At 74.3% G+C, this 15,422-nt stretch carries 15 protein-coding genes; 9 read left to right on the forward strand and 6 right to left on the reverse strand.

Annotated elements, in window-relative coordinates; translation table 11 throughout:
- Positions 1 to 23: 23 nt before the first annotated feature.
- Complete coding sequence (locus J5Y05_RS02720) at positions 24 to 1,697, forward strand: AMP-binding protein (protein ID WP_210868112.1); 1,674 nt, start codon at positions 24 to 26, stop codon at positions 1,695 to 1,697.
- Complete coding sequence (locus tag J5Y05_RS02725; RefSeq protein ID WP_210868113.1) at positions 1,694 to 3,298, forward strand: AMP-binding protein; 1,605 nt, start codon at positions 1,694 to 1,696, stop codon at positions 3,296 to 3,298. Before J5Y05_RS02720 ends, J5Y05_RS02725 begins: the two co-directional genes overlap by 4 nt.
- Before the next feature lie 275 nt (positions 3,299 to 3,573).
- Here J5Y05_RS02725 and J5Y05_RS31505 read toward each other — a convergent pair whose 3' ends face one another.
- Positions 3,574 to 4,263, reverse strand: coding sequence for a hypothetical protein (locus J5Y05_RS31505; RefSeq protein WP_247614004.1), 690 nt, complete (start codon positions 4,261 to 4,263; stop codon positions 3,574 to 3,576).
- Between the two features lie 194 nt (positions 4,264 to 4,457).
- Here J5Y05_RS31505 and gcl point away from each other — a divergent pair, with 194 nt between their 5' ends.
- The gene (gene gcl / locus J5Y05_RS02735) at positions 4,458 to 6,242 is read left to right on the forward strand and encodes a glyoxylate carboligase (RefSeq protein ID WP_210868114.1); all 1,785 of its coding nucleotides are present in this window, start codon (positions 4,458 to 4,460) and stop codon (positions 6,240 to 6,242) included.
- A gap of 69 nt (positions 6,243 to 6,311) precedes the next feature.
- On the opposite strand, the gene J5Y05_RS02740 is transcribed toward gcl, so the two are convergent.
- The 3 genes from J5Y05_RS02740 to J5Y05_RS02750 form a co-directional block, all read right to left on the reverse strand.
- A complete protein-coding gene (locus J5Y05_RS02740; protein ID WP_210868115.1) occupies positions 6,312 to 6,548 on the reverse strand; it encodes a hypothetical protein in 237 nt (78 codons plus the stop codon).
- A gap of 374 nt (positions 6,549 to 6,922) precedes the next feature.
- Complete coding sequence (locus J5Y05_RS02745) at positions 6,923 to 7,813, reverse strand: 2-hydroxy-3-oxopropionate reductase (RefSeq protein WP_210868116.1); 891 nt, start codon at positions 7,811 to 7,813, stop codon at positions 6,923 to 6,925.
- 29 nt (positions 7,814 to 7,842) lie between these two features.
- Positions 7,843 to 8,700 (reverse strand): TIM barrel protein, encoded by an 858-nt coding sequence (locus J5Y05_RS02750; protein WP_210868117.1) that lies wholly within the window; start codon positions 8,698 to 8,700, stop codon positions 7,843 to 7,845.
- A gap of 287 nt (positions 8,701 to 8,987) precedes the next feature.
- Between J5Y05_RS02750 and J5Y05_RS02755 the strand changes: the two genes are divergently transcribed.
- The 6 genes from J5Y05_RS02755 (at position 8,988) to J5Y05_RS02775 (ending at position 14,004) form a co-directional block, all read left to right on the forward strand.
- Positions 8,988 to 9,617, forward strand: a complete 630-nt coding sequence (locus tag J5Y05_RS02755) for an ABC transporter ATP-binding protein (RefSeq protein WP_307853669.1) — start codon at positions 8,988 to 8,990, stop codon at positions 9,615 to 9,617.
- Positions 9,614 to 10,465 (forward strand): hypothetical protein, encoded by an 852-nt coding sequence (locus tag J5Y05_RS02760; RefSeq protein WP_210868119.1) that lies wholly within the window; start codon positions 9,614 to 9,616, stop codon positions 10,463 to 10,465. Before J5Y05_RS02755 ends, J5Y05_RS02760 begins: the two co-directional genes overlap by 4 nt.
- Before the next feature lie 199 nt (positions 10,466 to 10,664).
- Positions 10,665 to 11,966, forward strand: coding sequence for a polyprenyl synthetase family protein (locus tag J5Y05_RS02765; RefSeq protein WP_210868120.1), 1,302 nt, complete (start codon positions 10,665 to 10,667; stop codon positions 11,964 to 11,966).
- A 128-nt stretch (positions 11,967 to 12,094) separates the two neighbouring features.
- On the forward strand, positions 12,095 to 13,324 hold the full coding sequence (gene lhgD, locus J5Y05_RS02770) for an L-2-hydroxyglutarate dehydrogenase (protein WP_210868121.1): 1,230 nt from the start codon (positions 12,095 to 12,097) through the stop codon (positions 13,322 to 13,324).
- 180 nt (positions 13,325 to 13,504) lie between these two features.
- Positions 13,505 to 13,639: a hypothetical protein gene (locus J5Y05_RS32140; protein ID WP_281730662.1), complete on the forward strand. Its 135-nt coding sequence runs from the start codon at positions 13,505 to 13,507 to the stop codon at positions 13,637 to 13,639.
- Positions 13,636 to 14,004, forward strand: coding sequence for a helix-turn-helix domain-containing protein (locus J5Y05_RS02775; RefSeq protein WP_210868122.1), 369 nt, complete (start codon positions 13,636 to 13,638; stop codon positions 14,002 to 14,004). The genes J5Y05_RS32140 and J5Y05_RS02775 overlap by 4 nt, the downstream gene beginning before the upstream one ends.
- Before the next feature lie 124 nt (positions 14,005 to 14,128).
- On the opposite strand, the gene J5Y05_RS02780 is transcribed toward J5Y05_RS02775, so the two are convergent.
- Both J5Y05_RS02780 and J5Y05_RS02785 read right to left on the reverse strand, forming a co-directional pair.
- Entirely contained in the window at positions 14,129 to 14,773 is a 645-nt protein-coding gene (locus tag J5Y05_RS02780) for a hypothetical protein (RefSeq protein WP_210868123.1), read from the reverse strand.
- 48 nt (positions 14,774 to 14,821) lie between these two features.
- Positions 14,822 to 15,421, reverse strand: a complete 600-nt coding sequence (locus J5Y05_RS02785) for a histidine phosphatase family protein (RefSeq protein ID WP_210868124.1) — start codon at positions 15,419 to 15,421, stop codon at positions 14,822 to 14,824.
- Position 15,422: the final 1 nt, after the last annotated feature.

Below are 15,422 nucleotides of genomic sequence, written 5' to 3' on the forward strand. Positions count from 1 at the left end.
GCAAGGCCCCAGGAGGACGACAGATGACGACGGCGACGGAGCTGTTCCGCGAGGCGCGGGACTTCCTGCTGGAGCACCGCGAGGACTACACGGCCGCCTACGAGGGCTTCGCCTGGCCCCGGCCCGCGCGGTTCAACTGGGCGCTGGACTGGTTCGACGTCATCGCCGAGGGCAATGCGCGCACCGCCCTGCACATCGTGGAGGAGGACGGCTCCGAGGTCCGGATCTCCTTCGCCGAGATGGCCGAGCGCTCCGACCGGGCCGCCAACTGGCTGCGGGAGAACGGGGTGCGCGCCGGGGACCGCGTCCTCGTCATGCTCGGCAACCAGGCCGAGCTGTGGGAGACGGCCCTCGCGGCGATGAAGCTGCGTGCCGTCGTCATCCCCGCCACCCCGCTGCTCGGCCCCGCCGACCTGCGCGACCGGGTCGACCGCGGCCGGGTCCGGCACGTGATCGTCCGCGCCGGGGACACCGGCAGGTTCGACGGCGTGCCCGGCGACTACACGCGCGTCGCGGTCGGCGGCACCACCGCCCCCGGCTGGCTGCGCTACGAGGACGCCGCCGCGGCGCCCGCCGCCTTCGTCCCGGACGGGCCGACCGCCGCCGACGACCCGCTGATGCTCTACTTCACCTCCGGCACCACGGCCCGCCCCAAGCTGGTCGAGCACACCCACACCTCCTACCCGATCGGCCACCTGGCCACGATGTACTGGATCGGGCTGAAGCCGGGGGACGTGCACCTGAACATCTCCTCGCCCGGCTGGGCCAAGCACGCCTGGTCCAACCTGTTCGCGCCGTGGAACGCCGAGGCCACCGTCTTCCTGCACAACTACACCCGCTTCGACGCGGCCCGGCTGATGGCGGAGATGGACCGGGCCGCGGTCACCACCTTCTGCGCCCCGCCCACCGTGTGGCGGATGCTGATCCAGTCCGACCTGGGCCGGCTCGCCACCCCGCCGCGCGAGGTCGTCGCCGCCGGCGAGCCGCTCAACCCCGAGGTGATCGAACGGGTCCGCGACGCCTGGGGCGTGACCATCCGCGACGGCTTCGGCCAGACCGAGACCGCCGTACAGGTCTCCAACAGCCCCGGCCAGGTGCTCAAGACCGGCTCCATGGGCCGCCCCAGCCCCGGCTACCGCGTCGAACTCCTCGACCCCGTCTCCGGGGCGCCCGGCGCCGAGGAGGGGGAGATCTCCCTCGACCTGTCCGACCGCCCCGTCGGCCTGATGACCGGCTACCACGGCGACGCCGACCGCACCGCCGAGGCGATGGCCGGCGGCTACTACCGCACCGGCGACATCGGCGCCCGCGACGCCGACGGCTACCTCACCTACGTGGGCCGCGCCGACGACGTGTTCAAGGCGTCCGACTACAAGATCTCCCCGTTCGAGCTGGAGAGCGCGCTGCTGGAGCACGAGGCGGTGGCCGAGGCCGCCGTCGTCCCGGCCCCCGACGAGCTGCGGCTCGCGGTGCCGAAGGCGTACGTCGTCCTCGCGGCCGGCTGGGAGCCCGGACCGGACACCGCGAAGGTGCTGTTCGAGCACTCCCGCGAGGTGCTCGCCCCCTACAAGCGCCTGCGCCGCCTGGAGTTCGGCGACCTGCCCAAGACCGTCTCCGGCAAGATCCGCCGCGTCGAGCTGCGCGAGGCCACGGCGGCCGGATCGCCCCACGAATACCGCGAGGAGGACTTCCGGTGACCCCGTCGTACGCCCACGGCACCAGCACCACCCCGCTGCTCGGCGACACCATCGGCGCCGGCCTGGCCCGGACCGTCGCCGCCCATCCCGGCCGCGAGGCCCTGGTCGACGTCCCTTCCGGCCGGCGCTGGACCTACGCCGAGTTCGGCGCCGCCGTCGACGAGGTGGCGCGCGGCCTGGTGGCCCGGGGCATCGCCAAGGGCGACCGGGTCGGCATCTGGGCCGTCAACTGCCCCGAGTGGGTCCTCGTCCAGTACGCCACCGCCCGCATCGGCGCCGTCCTGGTCAACGTCAACCCGGCCTATCGCGCCTACGAGCTGGAGTACGTCCTCAAACAGTCCGGCGCGGTGATGCTGGTCGCCTCCCTCGCCCACAAGGGCAGCGACTACCGGGCCATGGTGGAGGAGGTGCGCGGCCGGTGCCCCGCGCTGCGCGAGACCGTCTACATCGGCGACCCGAGCTGGAACGCGCTGACCGCTGCCGCCGCCTCGGTGCCCGCCGCGGAACTGGAGGCCCTGGCGGCCGGGCTGAGCTGCGACGACCCGGTCAACATCCAGTACACCTCGGGCACGACCGGCTTCCCCAAGGGGGCCACGCTCTCCCACCACAACATCCTCAACAACGGCTTCTGGGTGGGCCGTACGGTCGGCTACACGGAGCGGGACCGGGTCTGCCTGCCGGTCCCCTTCTACCACTGCTTCGGCATGGTCATGGGGAACCTGGGCGCCACCTCGCACGGCGCCTGCATCGTCATCCCGGCCCCGTCCTTCGACGCGAAGGCGACCCTGGAGGCGGTCCAGAACGAGCGGTGCACGTCCCTGTACGGGGTGCCGACCATGTTCATCGCGGAGCTGAACCTCCCCGGCTTCGCCGCGTACGACCTGACCTCGCTGCGCACCGGCATCATGGCCGGCTCGCCCTGCCCGGTGGAGGTCATGAAGCGGGTCGTCGCCGAGATGCACATGGCGGAGGTCTCCATCTGCTACGGCATGACGGAGACCTCCCCGGTCTCCCTCCAGACCCGCCGGGACGACGACCTGGAGCACCGCACCGGCACCGTCGGCCGGGTCCTGCCGCACATCGAGGTCAAGGTCGTCGACCCGGCGACCGGCGTGACCGTGCCCCGCGGGACCGCCGGCGAACTGCGCACCCGCGGCTACAGCGTGATGCTCGGCTACTGGGACGAGCCGGAGAAGACCGCCGAGGCGATCGACGCCGGCCGCTGGATGCACACCGGGGACCTGGCGATGATGCGCGAGGACGGGTACGTCGAGATCGTCGGCCGCATCAAGGACATGATCATCCGGGGCGGGGAGAACGTGTACCCGCGCGAGATCGAGGAGTTCCTGCACGGGCACCCAAAGATCGCGGACGTCCAGGTCGTCGGGGTGCCGCACGAGCGGTACGGCGAGGAGGTCCTCGCCTGTGTCATCCCGAGCGACCCCGCCGACCCGCTCACCCTGGAGGAGCTGCGCGCCCACTGCGACGGGCAGTTGGCCCACTACAAGATCCCGAGCCGGCTCCAGGTGCTGGACTCCTTCCCGATGACCGTCTCCGGCAAGGTCCGCAAGATCGAACTGCGCGAGACGTACGGGGCGTGAGGGCACCGGGCCCGGGACGGCGACGCCCCGGGCCCGGCCGCCTTCGTCCCCCTCGTCGCTTCATCCTCCCTGTCCCTTCGTCCCCCTGGTCCCCCTGGTCCCCCTGGTCCCCCTGGTCCCCCTGGTCCCCCTGGTCCCCCTGGTCCCCCTGGTCTCCTTGGTCCCCTTGGTCTCCCTGGTCCCCCTGGTCCCCCTGGTCCCCCTGGTCCCCCTGGTCCCCCTGGTCTCCTTGGTCCCCTTGGTCTCCCTGGTCCCCCTGGTCTCCTCGGCCCCCGTCACCCCGCCCTCGCGTCCAGCGCGACGGCCGCCGCGTTGACCGCACGGCACCGCCCGCACGGTTCGAGCACGAACAGCGGGACGTCCAGCCGGTCCGCGCCCGCCAGCGCCCCGTCGGTGTACCCGCCCCGCGAGAAGTGCGCGCACTGCGCCGACTCCGCCATCGCGCTCAGCCACAGGCACTCCACGTCCCGCGCCGTCGCCAGTCGGCCGGGCACCGGGTCCACCTGCGCCACGATGCCGCGCGCCGCCAGCGCGATCCCCGGCGCCGCCCGCCGGTCCGCGCGCCGCACGTCCCGGTGGCCCAGCCCGCGCAGATGCAGCACGGCCGCCGTCACCGCGTCGCGCGCGGTCCGGACCGGCACCGCCCGGTGCGCCGGGACCCGTGACCCGGGAGCGCGGCCGGTGCGCCCCGCCGCCGACCGGTCCACCGGGACGCTCGTCACCGTCCCGCACGGGCAGCCCACCTCCGGGCGCGGCCACTGGCTCTCGGTCCCGCAGGCCGCGCAGCGCACGCCGACCCACTCCTCGTCCCACACCCGGCGGGTGACCGTCACGGGCGACCCGTGCGGGTCGAGCGGCGCGGCGACGGGCGCCCCGCACACGCACGGGTACGACGGGGCCGTGTAGCGGTGCCGGCGGCCACAGGTCGCGCAGCACACGAGAACGCTGTCGGACATGGTCCCCATCGTCGCCCCAAGTGCACCGCGCTGTCCCCGACTTCCCGCGCGGGGCCCGGTGCGCGTCTTGACGGCTCGGGACCGGACCGCTTACCGTACTTCCAGATCGTAGAAGTTCAGTTTCACTATACGGAAAACGATCGGACTTGGCTCACCGCGGGCGCGACGGGAGGGCGAATCCGGCAGTCGGACCAGGAGACTCCATGGCTCGAATGACCGCTGCCCGCGCGGCAGTTGAGATTCTCAAGCGGGAAGGCGTCACGGACGCGTTCGGCGTTCCCGGCGCGGCGATCAATCCCTTCTACGCGGCGCTCCAGGCGTCCGGTGGCATCACGCACACCCTCGCCCGCCACGTCGAGGGCGCCTCCCACATGGCCGAGGGCTACACCCGCACCCACGCCGGCAACATCGGGGTCTGCGTCGGCACCTCGGGACCGGCCGGCACCGACATGATCACCGGCCTGTACTCGGCGACCGGCGACTCCATCCCCATCCTCTGCGTCACCGGCCAGGCCCCGACCGCGGTGATCCACAAGGAGGACTTCCAGGCGGTCGACATCGCCTCCATCGCCAGGCCGGTGACGAAGATGGCCGTCACCGTCATGGAGGCCGCCCAGGTGCCCGGCGTCTTCCAGCAGGCGTTCCACCTGATGCGCTCCGGCCGGCCCGGCCCCGTCCTCATCGACCTGCCGGTCGACGTGCAGACCACGGAGATCGAGTTCGACCCCGGCACGTACCAGCCGCTCCCCGTCTACAAGCCGGCCGCGACCCGTGCCCAGGCGGAGAAGGCCCTCACGATGCTCAACGCCGCCGAGCGCCCCCTGATCGTGGCCGGCGGTGGTGTCGTCAACGCCGACGCCTGCGACCTGCTGGCCGAGTTCGCCGAGCTGACCGGCGTCCCGGTGGTGCCGACCCTGATGGGCTGGGGCGCGCTCCCCGACGACCACGAGCTGAACGCCGGCATGGTCGGCCTCCAGACCTCGCACCGCCACGGCAACGCGACCTTCCTGGAGTCCGACTTCGTCCTCGGCATCGGCAACCGCTGGGCCAACCGGCACACCGGCCGGCTCGACGTCTACACCGCCGGCCGCACCTTCGTCCACGTCGACGTCGAACCCACCCAGATCGGCAGGATCTTCGCCCCCGACTACGGCATCGCCTCCGACGCCAAGGCCGCGCTCGCGCTCTTCGTCGAGGTCGCGCGGGAGCTGAAGGCCGGGGGGCGGCTGCGCGACCGCTCCGTGTGGGCCGCCGCCGCCCAGGAGAAGCGGGCCACGCTCCAGCGCCGTACCCACTTCGACGACATCCCCATCAAGCCGCAGCGCGTCTACGAGGAGATGAACAAGGTCTTCGGACCGGAGACCCGGTACGTCTCCACCATCGGCCTCTCGCAGATCGCCGGCGCCCAGATGCTGCACGTCCACCGCCCCCGGCACTGGATCAACTGCGGCCAGGCCGGCCCGCTCGGCTGGACCGTCCCCGCCGCGCTCGGCGTCGCCAGGGCCGACCCCGAGGCCCGCGTCGTGGCGCTCTCCGGCGACTACGACTTCCAGTTCATGATCGAGGAACTGGCCGTCGGCGCGCAGCACAAGATCCCCTACGTGCACGTCCTGGTCAACAACTCCTACCTGGGCCTGATCCGCCAGGCGCAGCGGGCGTTCGACATCGACTTCCAGGTCAACCTGGAGTTCGAGAACATCAACTCGCCCGAGCTGGGCGTCTACGGCGTCGACCACGTCAAGGTCGCCGAGGGACTGGGCTGCAAGGCGATCCGGGTCACCGACCCGGACGAGCTGGGCGGCGCGCTGGAGCTGGCCGGGAAGCTCGCCGCCGAGCACCGCGTCCCGGTGATCGTGGAAGTCATCCTGGAGCGCGTCACCAACATCTCCATGTCGGGCACCAACGACATCGGCGACGTGGTGGAGTTCGAGGAGGTGGCCACCGAGCCGTGGCACGCCCCGACCTCGATCCCGCCGCTCAGGAGCTGACGCCCGGCGCGGTCCCGCAAGGGGGCGGTCCGTCTCCCCGACGGGCCGCCCCCTCACGCGTCCTCGGGGTCACTCCTCGGGGGGTTCGTGCAGCCCCGGCCAGTGGTCCGGGCCGCCGCCCTGCCAGACGACGAGGTCGCTGGTGGCGACGTCGGTCACGTACAGGTCGGCCAGCCGCAGGAACTCGGCCACGTCGTCGACGTGGGAGGCGACGCCCAGCGTCTCCCCGTCCGAGGTGACCCGACGGGACCCGTCCATCCCGGGGGTGTGGACGACGATGCGGGGGTGTCCGGTCGGTTGTGCCATGCCTCCAGGCTGCGGCGCGGGGCGGCGTTCCGCACCCGGACCGGCGCACGCGGGGGCCGGGAACGCGGGAGACGCCGGCGGCGGGGTGGTCCGCCTCCGGCGTCTCGTCCGCGTACGTGGGTCCGTCCGGCGGCGCGGGGCCGGGCGCGACGGATCGTCCGCGCCGCCGGACGGGATCTGGGGGCCCGCCCCTCACGGGCGGGCGGACGTCCCCTCTGGGCCCCCGGCACCCGTACGGGGGGTGCGGGGACCGGCAGCGGGTGCCGGACGGTGTCGCCGCTCGGGCCCGACCGGACAGGTGTCGGCGGCGCCGCCGAGCGGGGTCCGTACGGGCCCTGCCTCAGACCCGGCCTCGTCTCGGACCCGGCCCCGCCTCAGATCCGGGCGCCGGAGAGGCGCTCCACGGCGCGCAGCAGCGCCGAGTGGTCGAGGCCGCCGTCGCCCTGTTCGCGCAGGGACGCGACGAGTTGGGCCACCACGGCACCGGCCGGCAGCGCGGCACCCACGGTGCGGGCGGCGTCGGTGACGATGCCCATGTCCTTGTGGTGCAGGTCGACCCGGAAGCCCGGCGTGAAGTCGCGGGCGAGGAAGTTGTCCTTCTTCCGCGTCAGCACGGTCGAGCCGGCCAGACCGCCGTTGAGCACGTCCAGCGCGGCCTTGAGGTCCACGCCGGACTTCTCCAGGAAGACCACCGCCTCGGCGCACGCCTGGATGTTCATGGCCACGATGAGCTGGTTGGCCGCCTTCACCGTCTGGCCCGAGCCGTGCGGCCCGCAGAGCACGATGGTCTTGCCGAGCGCTTCCAGGAGCGGCTTCGCCGCGTCGAAGTCGGCCTGCTCGCCGCCGACCATGATGGACAGCACCGCCTCGACGGCCCCGGCCTCACCGCCGGAGACGGGGGCGTCCAGGACACGGATGCCCTTGGCCCTCGCCGCCTCGGCCAGGTCGATCGAGGTCTGCGGGGTGATCGAGGACATGTCGATCAGCAGCGCGCCGGAGCGGGCGTTCTCCAGGATGCCGTCGGGGCCGTAGGCGACGGCCTCGACCTGCGGGGAGGCGGGCACCATCGTGATCACGACGTCCGCGTCCCGTACGGCCTCGGCGACGGAGCCGGCCGCGGTGCCGCCGGCGGCGGCCAGCCGGTCCCGCTTCTCCCGCTCCAGCGTGTAACCGGTGACCGGGTAACCCGCCTCGACCAGGTTCTCGGACATGGGGGAGCCCATGATGCCGAGCCCGATCCAGGCGACCTTGGGGAGGGTGCTCATGGAAGTGCCTCTCTCTGGGAACCTGGGGGTCAGCGGGGTGCGCGGGCGGCGGCGGGCAGCCAGCCGAAGGCTTCCGCGCTCGGGCGGTCGCCCGGCTTGTACTCCAGGCCGACCCAGCCCTCGTAACCGGCCCCGCGCAGCCGCCCGAGCAACTCCTCCAGCGGGAGCGAACCGGTGCCGGGTGCGCCACGGCCGGGGTCGTCGGCGATCTGGACGTGCCCGGTCCGCGCGGCGTACGCGTCGATCACCTTGGGCAGGTCCTCGCCGTTCCTGGACAGGTGGTAGAGGTCCATGAGGAACCGGGCGTTGCCGAGTCCCGTCGCCCGGTCGACCTTCTCGACGACGTCCACGGCGGCCGGGGCCGACAGCAGCGGGTAGTGCGGCGACTCGGGCCCGTTGAGCGCCTCGATCAGCAGGACGGCGCCGATCCGGTCGGCGGCCCGCGCGGCCAGGACCAGGTTCTCCAGGGCCAGCGCGTCCTGTTCGGCCGGGTCCACGCCCTCGACACGGTTGCCGTAGAGGGCGTTGAGGGCCGTGCAGCCGAGGGAGTGCGCGAAATCGGCGGCCACGTCGACGTTGGCGCGGAAGCGCTCCGACTCCTCGCCGGGGACCGACAGCGCGCCCCGGTCGGGGCCGGGGAGCCGCCCGGCGTAGAAGTTCAGCCCGGTCAGGCGGACGCCGGCGTCCTCGATCGCGCCGCGCAGCGCGTCCAGCTCGGGCCGCCCGGGGACCGGTGCGCCGGCCCAGGGCCACCACAGCTCCACGGCGCCGAAGCCGGCCGCGGCGGCTGCCGCGGGGCGCTCCAGCAGGGGCAGCTCCGTGAAGAGCATCGACAGGTTGACGGTGAAGCGGTGGTCCGCGGCGGTGCTCCACGCGATACCGGGCATCGGATGCCGCGCCCCCTTCCAGGAGAGTCCGTTAATTTCATATCGTGGAAAGTCATTTCTGCTTACTGGAAGGTTGCCGCCGGGGGGTGAGCCTTGTCAAGGGGGTCGGACGGCCCGAGCCGGGGAGCGGCGCGAGGCGGCCCCGGGCGGGCGCCGCCCCCGGCCTGAGCGCCCGCCCGCCCGAGCGGTGGCCGACCTGCGGAAGATCGCCCGGCGTCGGCGGTGTCCGGGCGCCGCCCCGCTCGTTGAGCCCTGCCGTAGACATGGCTCCAGGTGGGGAGGTGCCGGTGCGCGCGTCCGAAGGGGAACCGCGACTGGTGTTGAGCGGGGTGGCGAAGTCCTACGGACGCCGACGCGTCCTGAACGGCGTCGACCTGACGGTCCGGGCGGGCTCGCTCGTCGGCGTCGTCGGCGAGAACGGCGCGGGCAAGAGCACGCTGCTGCGCGTCATGGTCGGCGAACTGACCCCCGACGGGGGAGAGGTGCGCCGCGGCGGCGAGGTGGGCTACTGCCCCCAGGAGACCGTCCTCAACCCGCTGCTCACCATCGCCCAGCACCTCGAACTCTTCCGCGTCGCCTACCGGTTGCCGGACGCCGCGCGGGCGCGGGAACTGCTGGCGGAGTTCGGCTGCGCCGACCGGCTCGACCAGCGCGCGGGCACGCTCTCGGGCGGCACGCGGCAGAAGCTCAACCTCGTCCTCGCGCTCATGCACGATCCGCCGCTGCTCGTGCTGGACGAGCCCTACCAGGGGTTCGACTGGGACACCCACCAGCGGTTCTGGCGGCTCGCCCGCGCGCTGCGCGACCGTGGCCAGTCCGTCGTCGTGGTCTCCCATCTCGTGCACGACCTGGGCCACTTCGACGCGGTCCACCACCTGCGGGACGGCGTCCTGCGCGAGGGGGTGCCGGCCGCGTGAGCAGGCAGTGGACGGGGTTCACGACCGCGCTGCGGTTCACCCTCACCGCACACGTGCGCAACCGGCTGGCCCTCGTGCTGGCCGTCACCTTCATCCCGCTCTGGGTCCACCTGGTGCGGGTCTGCGCCTACGACGCCGTGCTCCACTTCCAGGTGCACGCCGCCGGCGGGGAGATCGCCGCCTCCAACAACCGCGCCACCCAGGTCAACAGCGCCCTCAACGCGGTGACCGTGATCGTCGGCTTCATGATGTTCATGGAGGCGTTCCAGTCCGGACCGCTCGACCGGCGCCTGGTCCTCGCCGGGTACCCGCGCCGCCACCTCATGGCCGGCAAGGTCGTCGCCCTGGTCGCCATCGCCGCGGTCCTCGCCGTCTACACCGCCCTGCTGCTGCGGCTGTCCTTCCCGCTGGAGCAGTTCTGGCAACTGGCCCTCGCCGTCTTCACCGCGAACCTGGCCTACGGCGGCATCGGCGTCATGCTCGGCCCGCTGCTCCGGGGCGAGTTGGAGGGCTTCTTCCTCATCATCATGACGAGCCTGGTGGACGCGGCCCTCCAGAACCCGGGCATGAACCCCCTCGCCGACCAGCCCGGCCTGCGGTTCCTGCCCATGTACGCGCCCTCCCAACTCGCGTACACCTCCGCCTTCACGCCCGTATGGGCCGGCTCGTACGCGGCCGGCGGCCTGGTCTGGTTCGCCCTCTGCACCACGGCCGGCCTGCTCTTCTTCTCCCTGCGCACCCGGTCCTACCGGCGTCCGGGGGCCCGGGGCCGGGGCTTCGCGCTGCCCGGCCAGAGGAGGGCCGGGCGCACGACGGAGGAACGGGCACGGCCCGGCGCGGAGGTGTGAGGGGGCGGGACGGGGGCGGGGCAGGGCGTGAGCGGGCGGGGCCGTGAGGGGGCCGGGGCCGTGAGCGCGCGGGGCGTGAGGGGGTGCCCGGGGGCGTGCCCCGGGCGTCGACGCGCCGCCCAACAGGCGGTCCAGGGCGCACCGTTGCACTCGCGGCCCCGGGGCGTGTCCTCCGTCGCGGGGCCTCGTTAGCCGACGCGTGAACGAGGTCATCTTCTCCGAGGCCGGCCCGCGGGCGGCGGCGTCGGGCCCGCCCGCGGCCCCCCGTGCCCACGTCCCCGCCCCGGCCGGCCCGGACGGCGGCGCGGCGCCGGTCCGCCCGGCCGTCCCGGGCGCCGGGGCACCCACCGGGACGCCCACCGAGGCAGCCACCGGGGCAGTCACCGGGACGGACGTCGCGTGGCGGTTCCGGCGGGCCGCGCTCCGGATCGAGGAGCACATCACCCGCCTCTACCCGCCCGCCCCGTCCGGCGTCGAGTGCTGGCTCTCCTCGCGGGCCGCGTCCGGCCTCGGCCCCGGCACCGCCGACCTCGTCGCCCGGCGCCTGCACCGGACGCTCGCCGCCCCGGTACGCCACCTGGTGGACGCTGGCGGCCGACGCTGGCGGCCCGGCCTGATCGCCGAGATGATCGACCTGCTCGGCGGGGACAGCGAGCACTACGGCCCGCTGTGCGCGGCGACGGAACTCACCCACACCGGATCGCTCATGGTCGACGACGTCCAGGACGGTTCCCCGCTGCGGCGCGGCATCCCGGCCGTGCACAGCGTCCTCGGCGTCGCGGCGGCGCTCAACGCCGGGACCAACGCCTACTTCGCCCTGGACCGCGCCATCGCCCTGACCACGGCGGACGATCCTGCCCTGGCCGGCCGGCTGCGGGAGGTGTACCTCGCGGCGCTGCGTACGGCGCACGCCGGGCAGGCGCTCGACATCGAGGGCCACCGCGCGGAGATGGAGCAGGCCGTGGCCACCGGCGACGCCGGTCCGGTCCGGGATCTGGTGCTGCTGACCCACCGGCTGAAGTCGGGGGCGCTGGTGTCCGCCGGTTCCGAGGCCGCCGCCCTGGTCACCGGCGCCGGCCCCGGCACGCGCGGGGCGCTGGCCGCCTTCGGCGACGCGGTCGGCACCGCCTACCAGATCACCGACGACGTGGCCGACCTGCTCGGCGTCACCCGGGACGGCACCGCCACCAAGCGGGTCGCCGAGGACGCGCGCAACGGCAAGGTGACCATGCCGCTCGCCCTCGCCGTCCCCCTGCTGCCCGCCCCGCGCCTGCGGGAGCTGTGGCACCTGGTCCGCGACCCCGGCGCCGACGACCGGCGACTGGAGGAGGTGCGCGACACCCTCACCGACTGCGGGGCCACCGACGCCTGCCGGCGCGAGGCCGACGCCCTGCTGGAGCGGTCCTGGCGGGAGCTGGAACCGCTGCTGCCCGCCGGACCCCGCACCCGGACCCTGCGCGACATGGCCTGGTACACCGTGCACGGCGACCGGGTCGCCTGACCGTGACGGGAGACCGAGGGTCACCCTGTTGACGCGGGGAACCCCGTCTCGCCCATGCTGGTCCGCGGGCCGCCCGCCGAAGGGGCCGGCCGCCCGTGGCAGCGGGCCGGGACACCGGGAGGAAGCGCATGGTCGAGAGGCGACGTTTCGCGGTCGTCGGCGGCGGCATCATCGGCGCCGCCGTGGTGGGGGAGGTGAACCGGCGCCTTCCGGACGCGGAGGTCGTCCTCTTCGAGAAGGAACGCGAGCCGGCGGCCCACCAGAGCGGGCACAACTCGGGTGTCGTGCACGCCGGGCTCTACTACGAACCCGGCGGGCTGAAAGCACGCCTGTGCCGCCGCGGCGTGCGGCTCTTGCGGGACTACGTGGCCGAGCGGGACATCCCGTACGAGCGCTGCGGCAAGGTCGTCGTCGCCCTCGACGAGGGGGAGCGCGGGCGCCTCGAAGCGATCCACGACCGGGCGAGGCGGAACGGGGTCCCCGGCGTCCGTCTCGTCGGCGGAGCCGAACTCCGCGAGATCGAACCGGAAGCACGCGGCATCGCCGCCCTGCACTCGCCGGACACCGCGATCATCGACTACGCCGCGGTCACCCGCGCGCTCGTGCGCGACGCCGAACGCGCCGGGACACACGTCCGCCTGGGCGTCGAAGTCCTCGGCGCCCAGGCCGCGCCCGGCGGCGGCGTCACCCTCCGCACCCGGCACGGGGACGAGCGGTTCGACCATGTGATCGCCTGCGCGGGGCTCCAGTCCGACCGGCTCGCCCGGCGCTCCGGAGCCGGCCCGTCCCCGTCGATCGTGCCCTTCTTCGGGCAGTACCTGCTCCTCGAACCCCGCTTCGGCGACATCACCCGCGGACTGGTCTATCCCGTGCCCGATCCGGCGTACCCGTTCCTGGGCGTGCACCTGACGAAACGGGTCGACGGCGCGATGACCGTCGGCCCGAACGCCTTCCTGTCCTTCTCCCGGGAGGTCTACCGGGGGCTCGGGATCGACGTCCGCGACACGCTGGCGGTGGCCGCGGACCCCGGCTTCTGGCGCTTCGCCTCCAGGAACCTCGCCGGTGCCCGGCGCGAGCTGCGCGGGGTGCTCTCCACGGGGAGGTTCCTCCGGGAAGCGGCGCGTTACGTCCCCGCGATCGAGGGGGCGGCCTTCACCCGCCTGCCCCGGGGCATCCGCGCCCAGGCCCTCGGCCGCGACGGCCGGCTCGTCGACGACTTCGTCATCCAGCACACCGGGCCCGTGACGCATCTGCGCAACGCCCCGTCCCCCGGCGCGACCTCGTCCCTGGCGATCGCCGAACACATCGTCCAGCACGTGATCGAACGGCAGGGCCTCGCTTCCCGCCCCCGCCGGTGAACCGCCCACGGCGCCCCCCGCTGTCGTCGACGACGCGGAACGTCCTTTCCCCGTAGGGGATTCGAGGCCCGGGAGTGTCCGTTAAGGTCGTGCCCGAGCGACCGGGGAACGCGCCCCGGACACGCCCCCTCGGCCACCAGGCCGGTGAAGGGTGCGGGGCCGGTCCAGTGAGGGGGCACAGTGCGTCGGAGAGCGGAGTCCACGACCGGCCCCTTCGGCCACGACGAGGCGCCCGCGATGCCGCGCCGCTCCCCGGGGGCCGGCGCCACCCGCGTCCCGCTCCAGGCCGCCGGGGCCGGGGAGGACGGGCGGTGACCGGTCCGGGGGAGGAGTCCTTCATCGCCGCCGTGAAGCCCCTGGTCGACGCCGTGGGCGGCGAGATGCTCCCGCCGGACGAGGCGGGCCGCCACGACGTCGTGCTCTCCTGGCAGGGCGCCGACCTCGTCGCCGTACGGCTGCCGCGGCTCGCCGACTCCCTGGATCACCTCCTGGCCGCGAGGGAGCGCCGCGAGGGCAGACCGCTGGCCGAGCTGGACCGCACGGCCAGGCAGGAGGTCGTACGGGACCTGGAGGCGCGCGGCGCCTTCTCGGTGCGGCACGGCGTCGAGACCGTGGCGAGCGCCCTCGGGGTCAGCCGCTTCACCGTCTACAACTATCTCAACCGCGAAAAGGGCGGCTGACGGGAACCCGCGCCGACGGCGACGTGCGGCCGGCCGGAGGGACGCCGCCCTGGCCGGCCACCCTGTCGACGACCGGGAGGCGCGGTCCCACCGCCCGCACCGCTCCTGCCCCACGCCCCGCCCGCTACGCCCGCCGGGGCGACGCCAGCAGATACCGTGCCCGGGTCCGCGGCTCGGTGTGCTCCCCGGCCTGCCAGCCGGCCCCCGCCAGCGTCGCCGCGCAGGCCGCGAGCGCCGCCGGGTCCTCCTCGTACACCGCGACGGCCTCGGGCTGCGGCGTCGCCCGCACCCGGTACCCCGCCCCGCCGCCGGGGCCCGCCGGGGTGTGTCCGGCCGCCTCCAGGGCGAGCGCGGCGGCCCGCACGAGGTGGCTCCGCTCCCAGTCGCAGGGCCGGTCCACGGCACCGTCGGCCCGGGTCATCCGGCGCAGCTCCAGCAGGCCCTGCCAGGCGCCGCGCACCTCGCGCAGCCGGGCCGCCGCCGCGCCCTCGGGCAGCGGCTCCTCGCCGCCCACCCGCGCGGCGAACACCCCGCCCGCCGACCCGTCCTTTGCCGGCTCGGGTGCCGGGGCCCCCGGCGCGTCGGCGGACTCCCGCAGCCGGTGCCCGGCCGGAGTGAGGAAGTGGTCGTGCGGCGGCCGGGGATGCCGGAAGACCAGGCCGCGCCTGAGCAGCGCGGCGAGCTGGGCGGGCGTCCCCCGCACCCGCCCGGTGACCGGATCGGCGGCGTCGACGACCCGCCGCTGCGCGGCGCTCGGCGGCCCTGCCATGGTGGTCCTCCCTCCCTCGCCGGGCCCATGAAAGACCCTGCCCGAAGGCTACGACGGGGGTCGGACATTCCAGGCGGCGATCACCGGCCGCCCGTGCTCCGTGCCCAGCCGGCACAGCGTGCCCGTGGCGAGCTGGAACAGCGCCCCGGCCGACGGATCGAGCCCGAGGTGACGCGCGGTCAGGACGCGCAGGAAGTGCCCGTGCGAGACGAGGACGACACAGCCCTCGGTGTCCGCGAACGCGGCCTCCACCCGGGCCAGCACCCGGTCGGCCCGCTCCCCGACCTGCTCCGGGCTCTCCCCGGGATGCTCCGGCGGCCCCGGCACCACGCCATCCGTGAACAGGAACCAGTCCGGCCGGCTCCGGTGGATCTCGACCGTCGTGATCCCCTCGTAGCCGCCGTAGTCCCACTCGTGCAGGTCCGCGTCGACGTCCGCGTCGTCCAGACCGATCAGCTCGGCCGTCTCCCGGGTGCGCTGGAACGGGCTGACGAACGCGGCGCCGATACGGTGCGAGCGGATCAGCGGGACCAGCGAGCGGGCCTGGTCCCGGCCGCGCTCGGTCAGCGGCACGTCGCTGAGCCCGGTGTGCCGCCCGCCGCGCGACCACGCGGTCTCGCCGTGCCGGACGAGGAAGAGATCACCCATA

It is taken from the genome of Streptomyces tagetis (assembly GCF_018069565.1).
Lineage (GTDB): Bacteria > Actinomycetota > Actinomycetes > Streptomycetales > Streptomycetaceae > Streptomyces > Streptomyces tagetis.

What these genes read in the sequence shown, in the direction of transcription:
- J5Y05_RS31505 (WP_247614004.1), bottom strand. Translation starts at nt 4,263, where the DNA reads ATGGGGACCATGTCCGACAGCGTTCTCGTGTGCTGCGCGACCTGTGGC.
- lhgD (WP_210868121.1), top strand. Translation starts at nt 12,095, where the DNA reads ATGGTCGAGAGGCGACGTTTCGCGGTCGTCGGCGGCGGCATCATCGGC.
- gcl (WP_210868114.1), top strand. Translation starts at nt 4,458, where the DNA reads ATGGCTCGAATGACCGCTGCCCGCGCGGCAGTTGAGATTCTCAAGCGG.
- J5Y05_RS02720 (WP_210868112.1), top strand. Translation starts at nt 24, where the DNA reads ATGACGACGGCGACGGAGCTGTTCCGCGAGGCGCGGGACTTCCTGCTG.
- J5Y05_RS02740 (WP_210868115.1), bottom strand. Translation starts at nt 6,548, where the DNA reads ATGGCACAACCGACCGGACACCCCCGCATCGTCGTCCACACCCCCGGG.
- J5Y05_RS02780 (WP_210868123.1), bottom strand. Translation starts at nt 14,773, where the DNA reads ATGGCAGGGCCGCCGAGCGCCGCGCAGCGGCGGGTCGTCGACGCCGCC.
- J5Y05_RS02745 (WP_210868116.1), bottom strand. Translation starts at nt 7,813, where the DNA reads ATGAGCACCCTCCCCAAGGTCGCCTGGATCGGGCTCGGCATCATGGGC.
- J5Y05_RS02750 (WP_210868117.1), bottom strand. Translation starts at nt 8,700, where the DNA reads ATGCCCGGTATCGCGTGGAGCACCGCCGCGGACCACCGCTTCACCGTC.
- J5Y05_RS02785 (WP_210868124.1), bottom strand. Translation starts at nt 15,421, where the DNA reads ATGGGTGATCTCTTCCTCGTCCGGCACGGCGAGACCGCGTGGTCGCGC.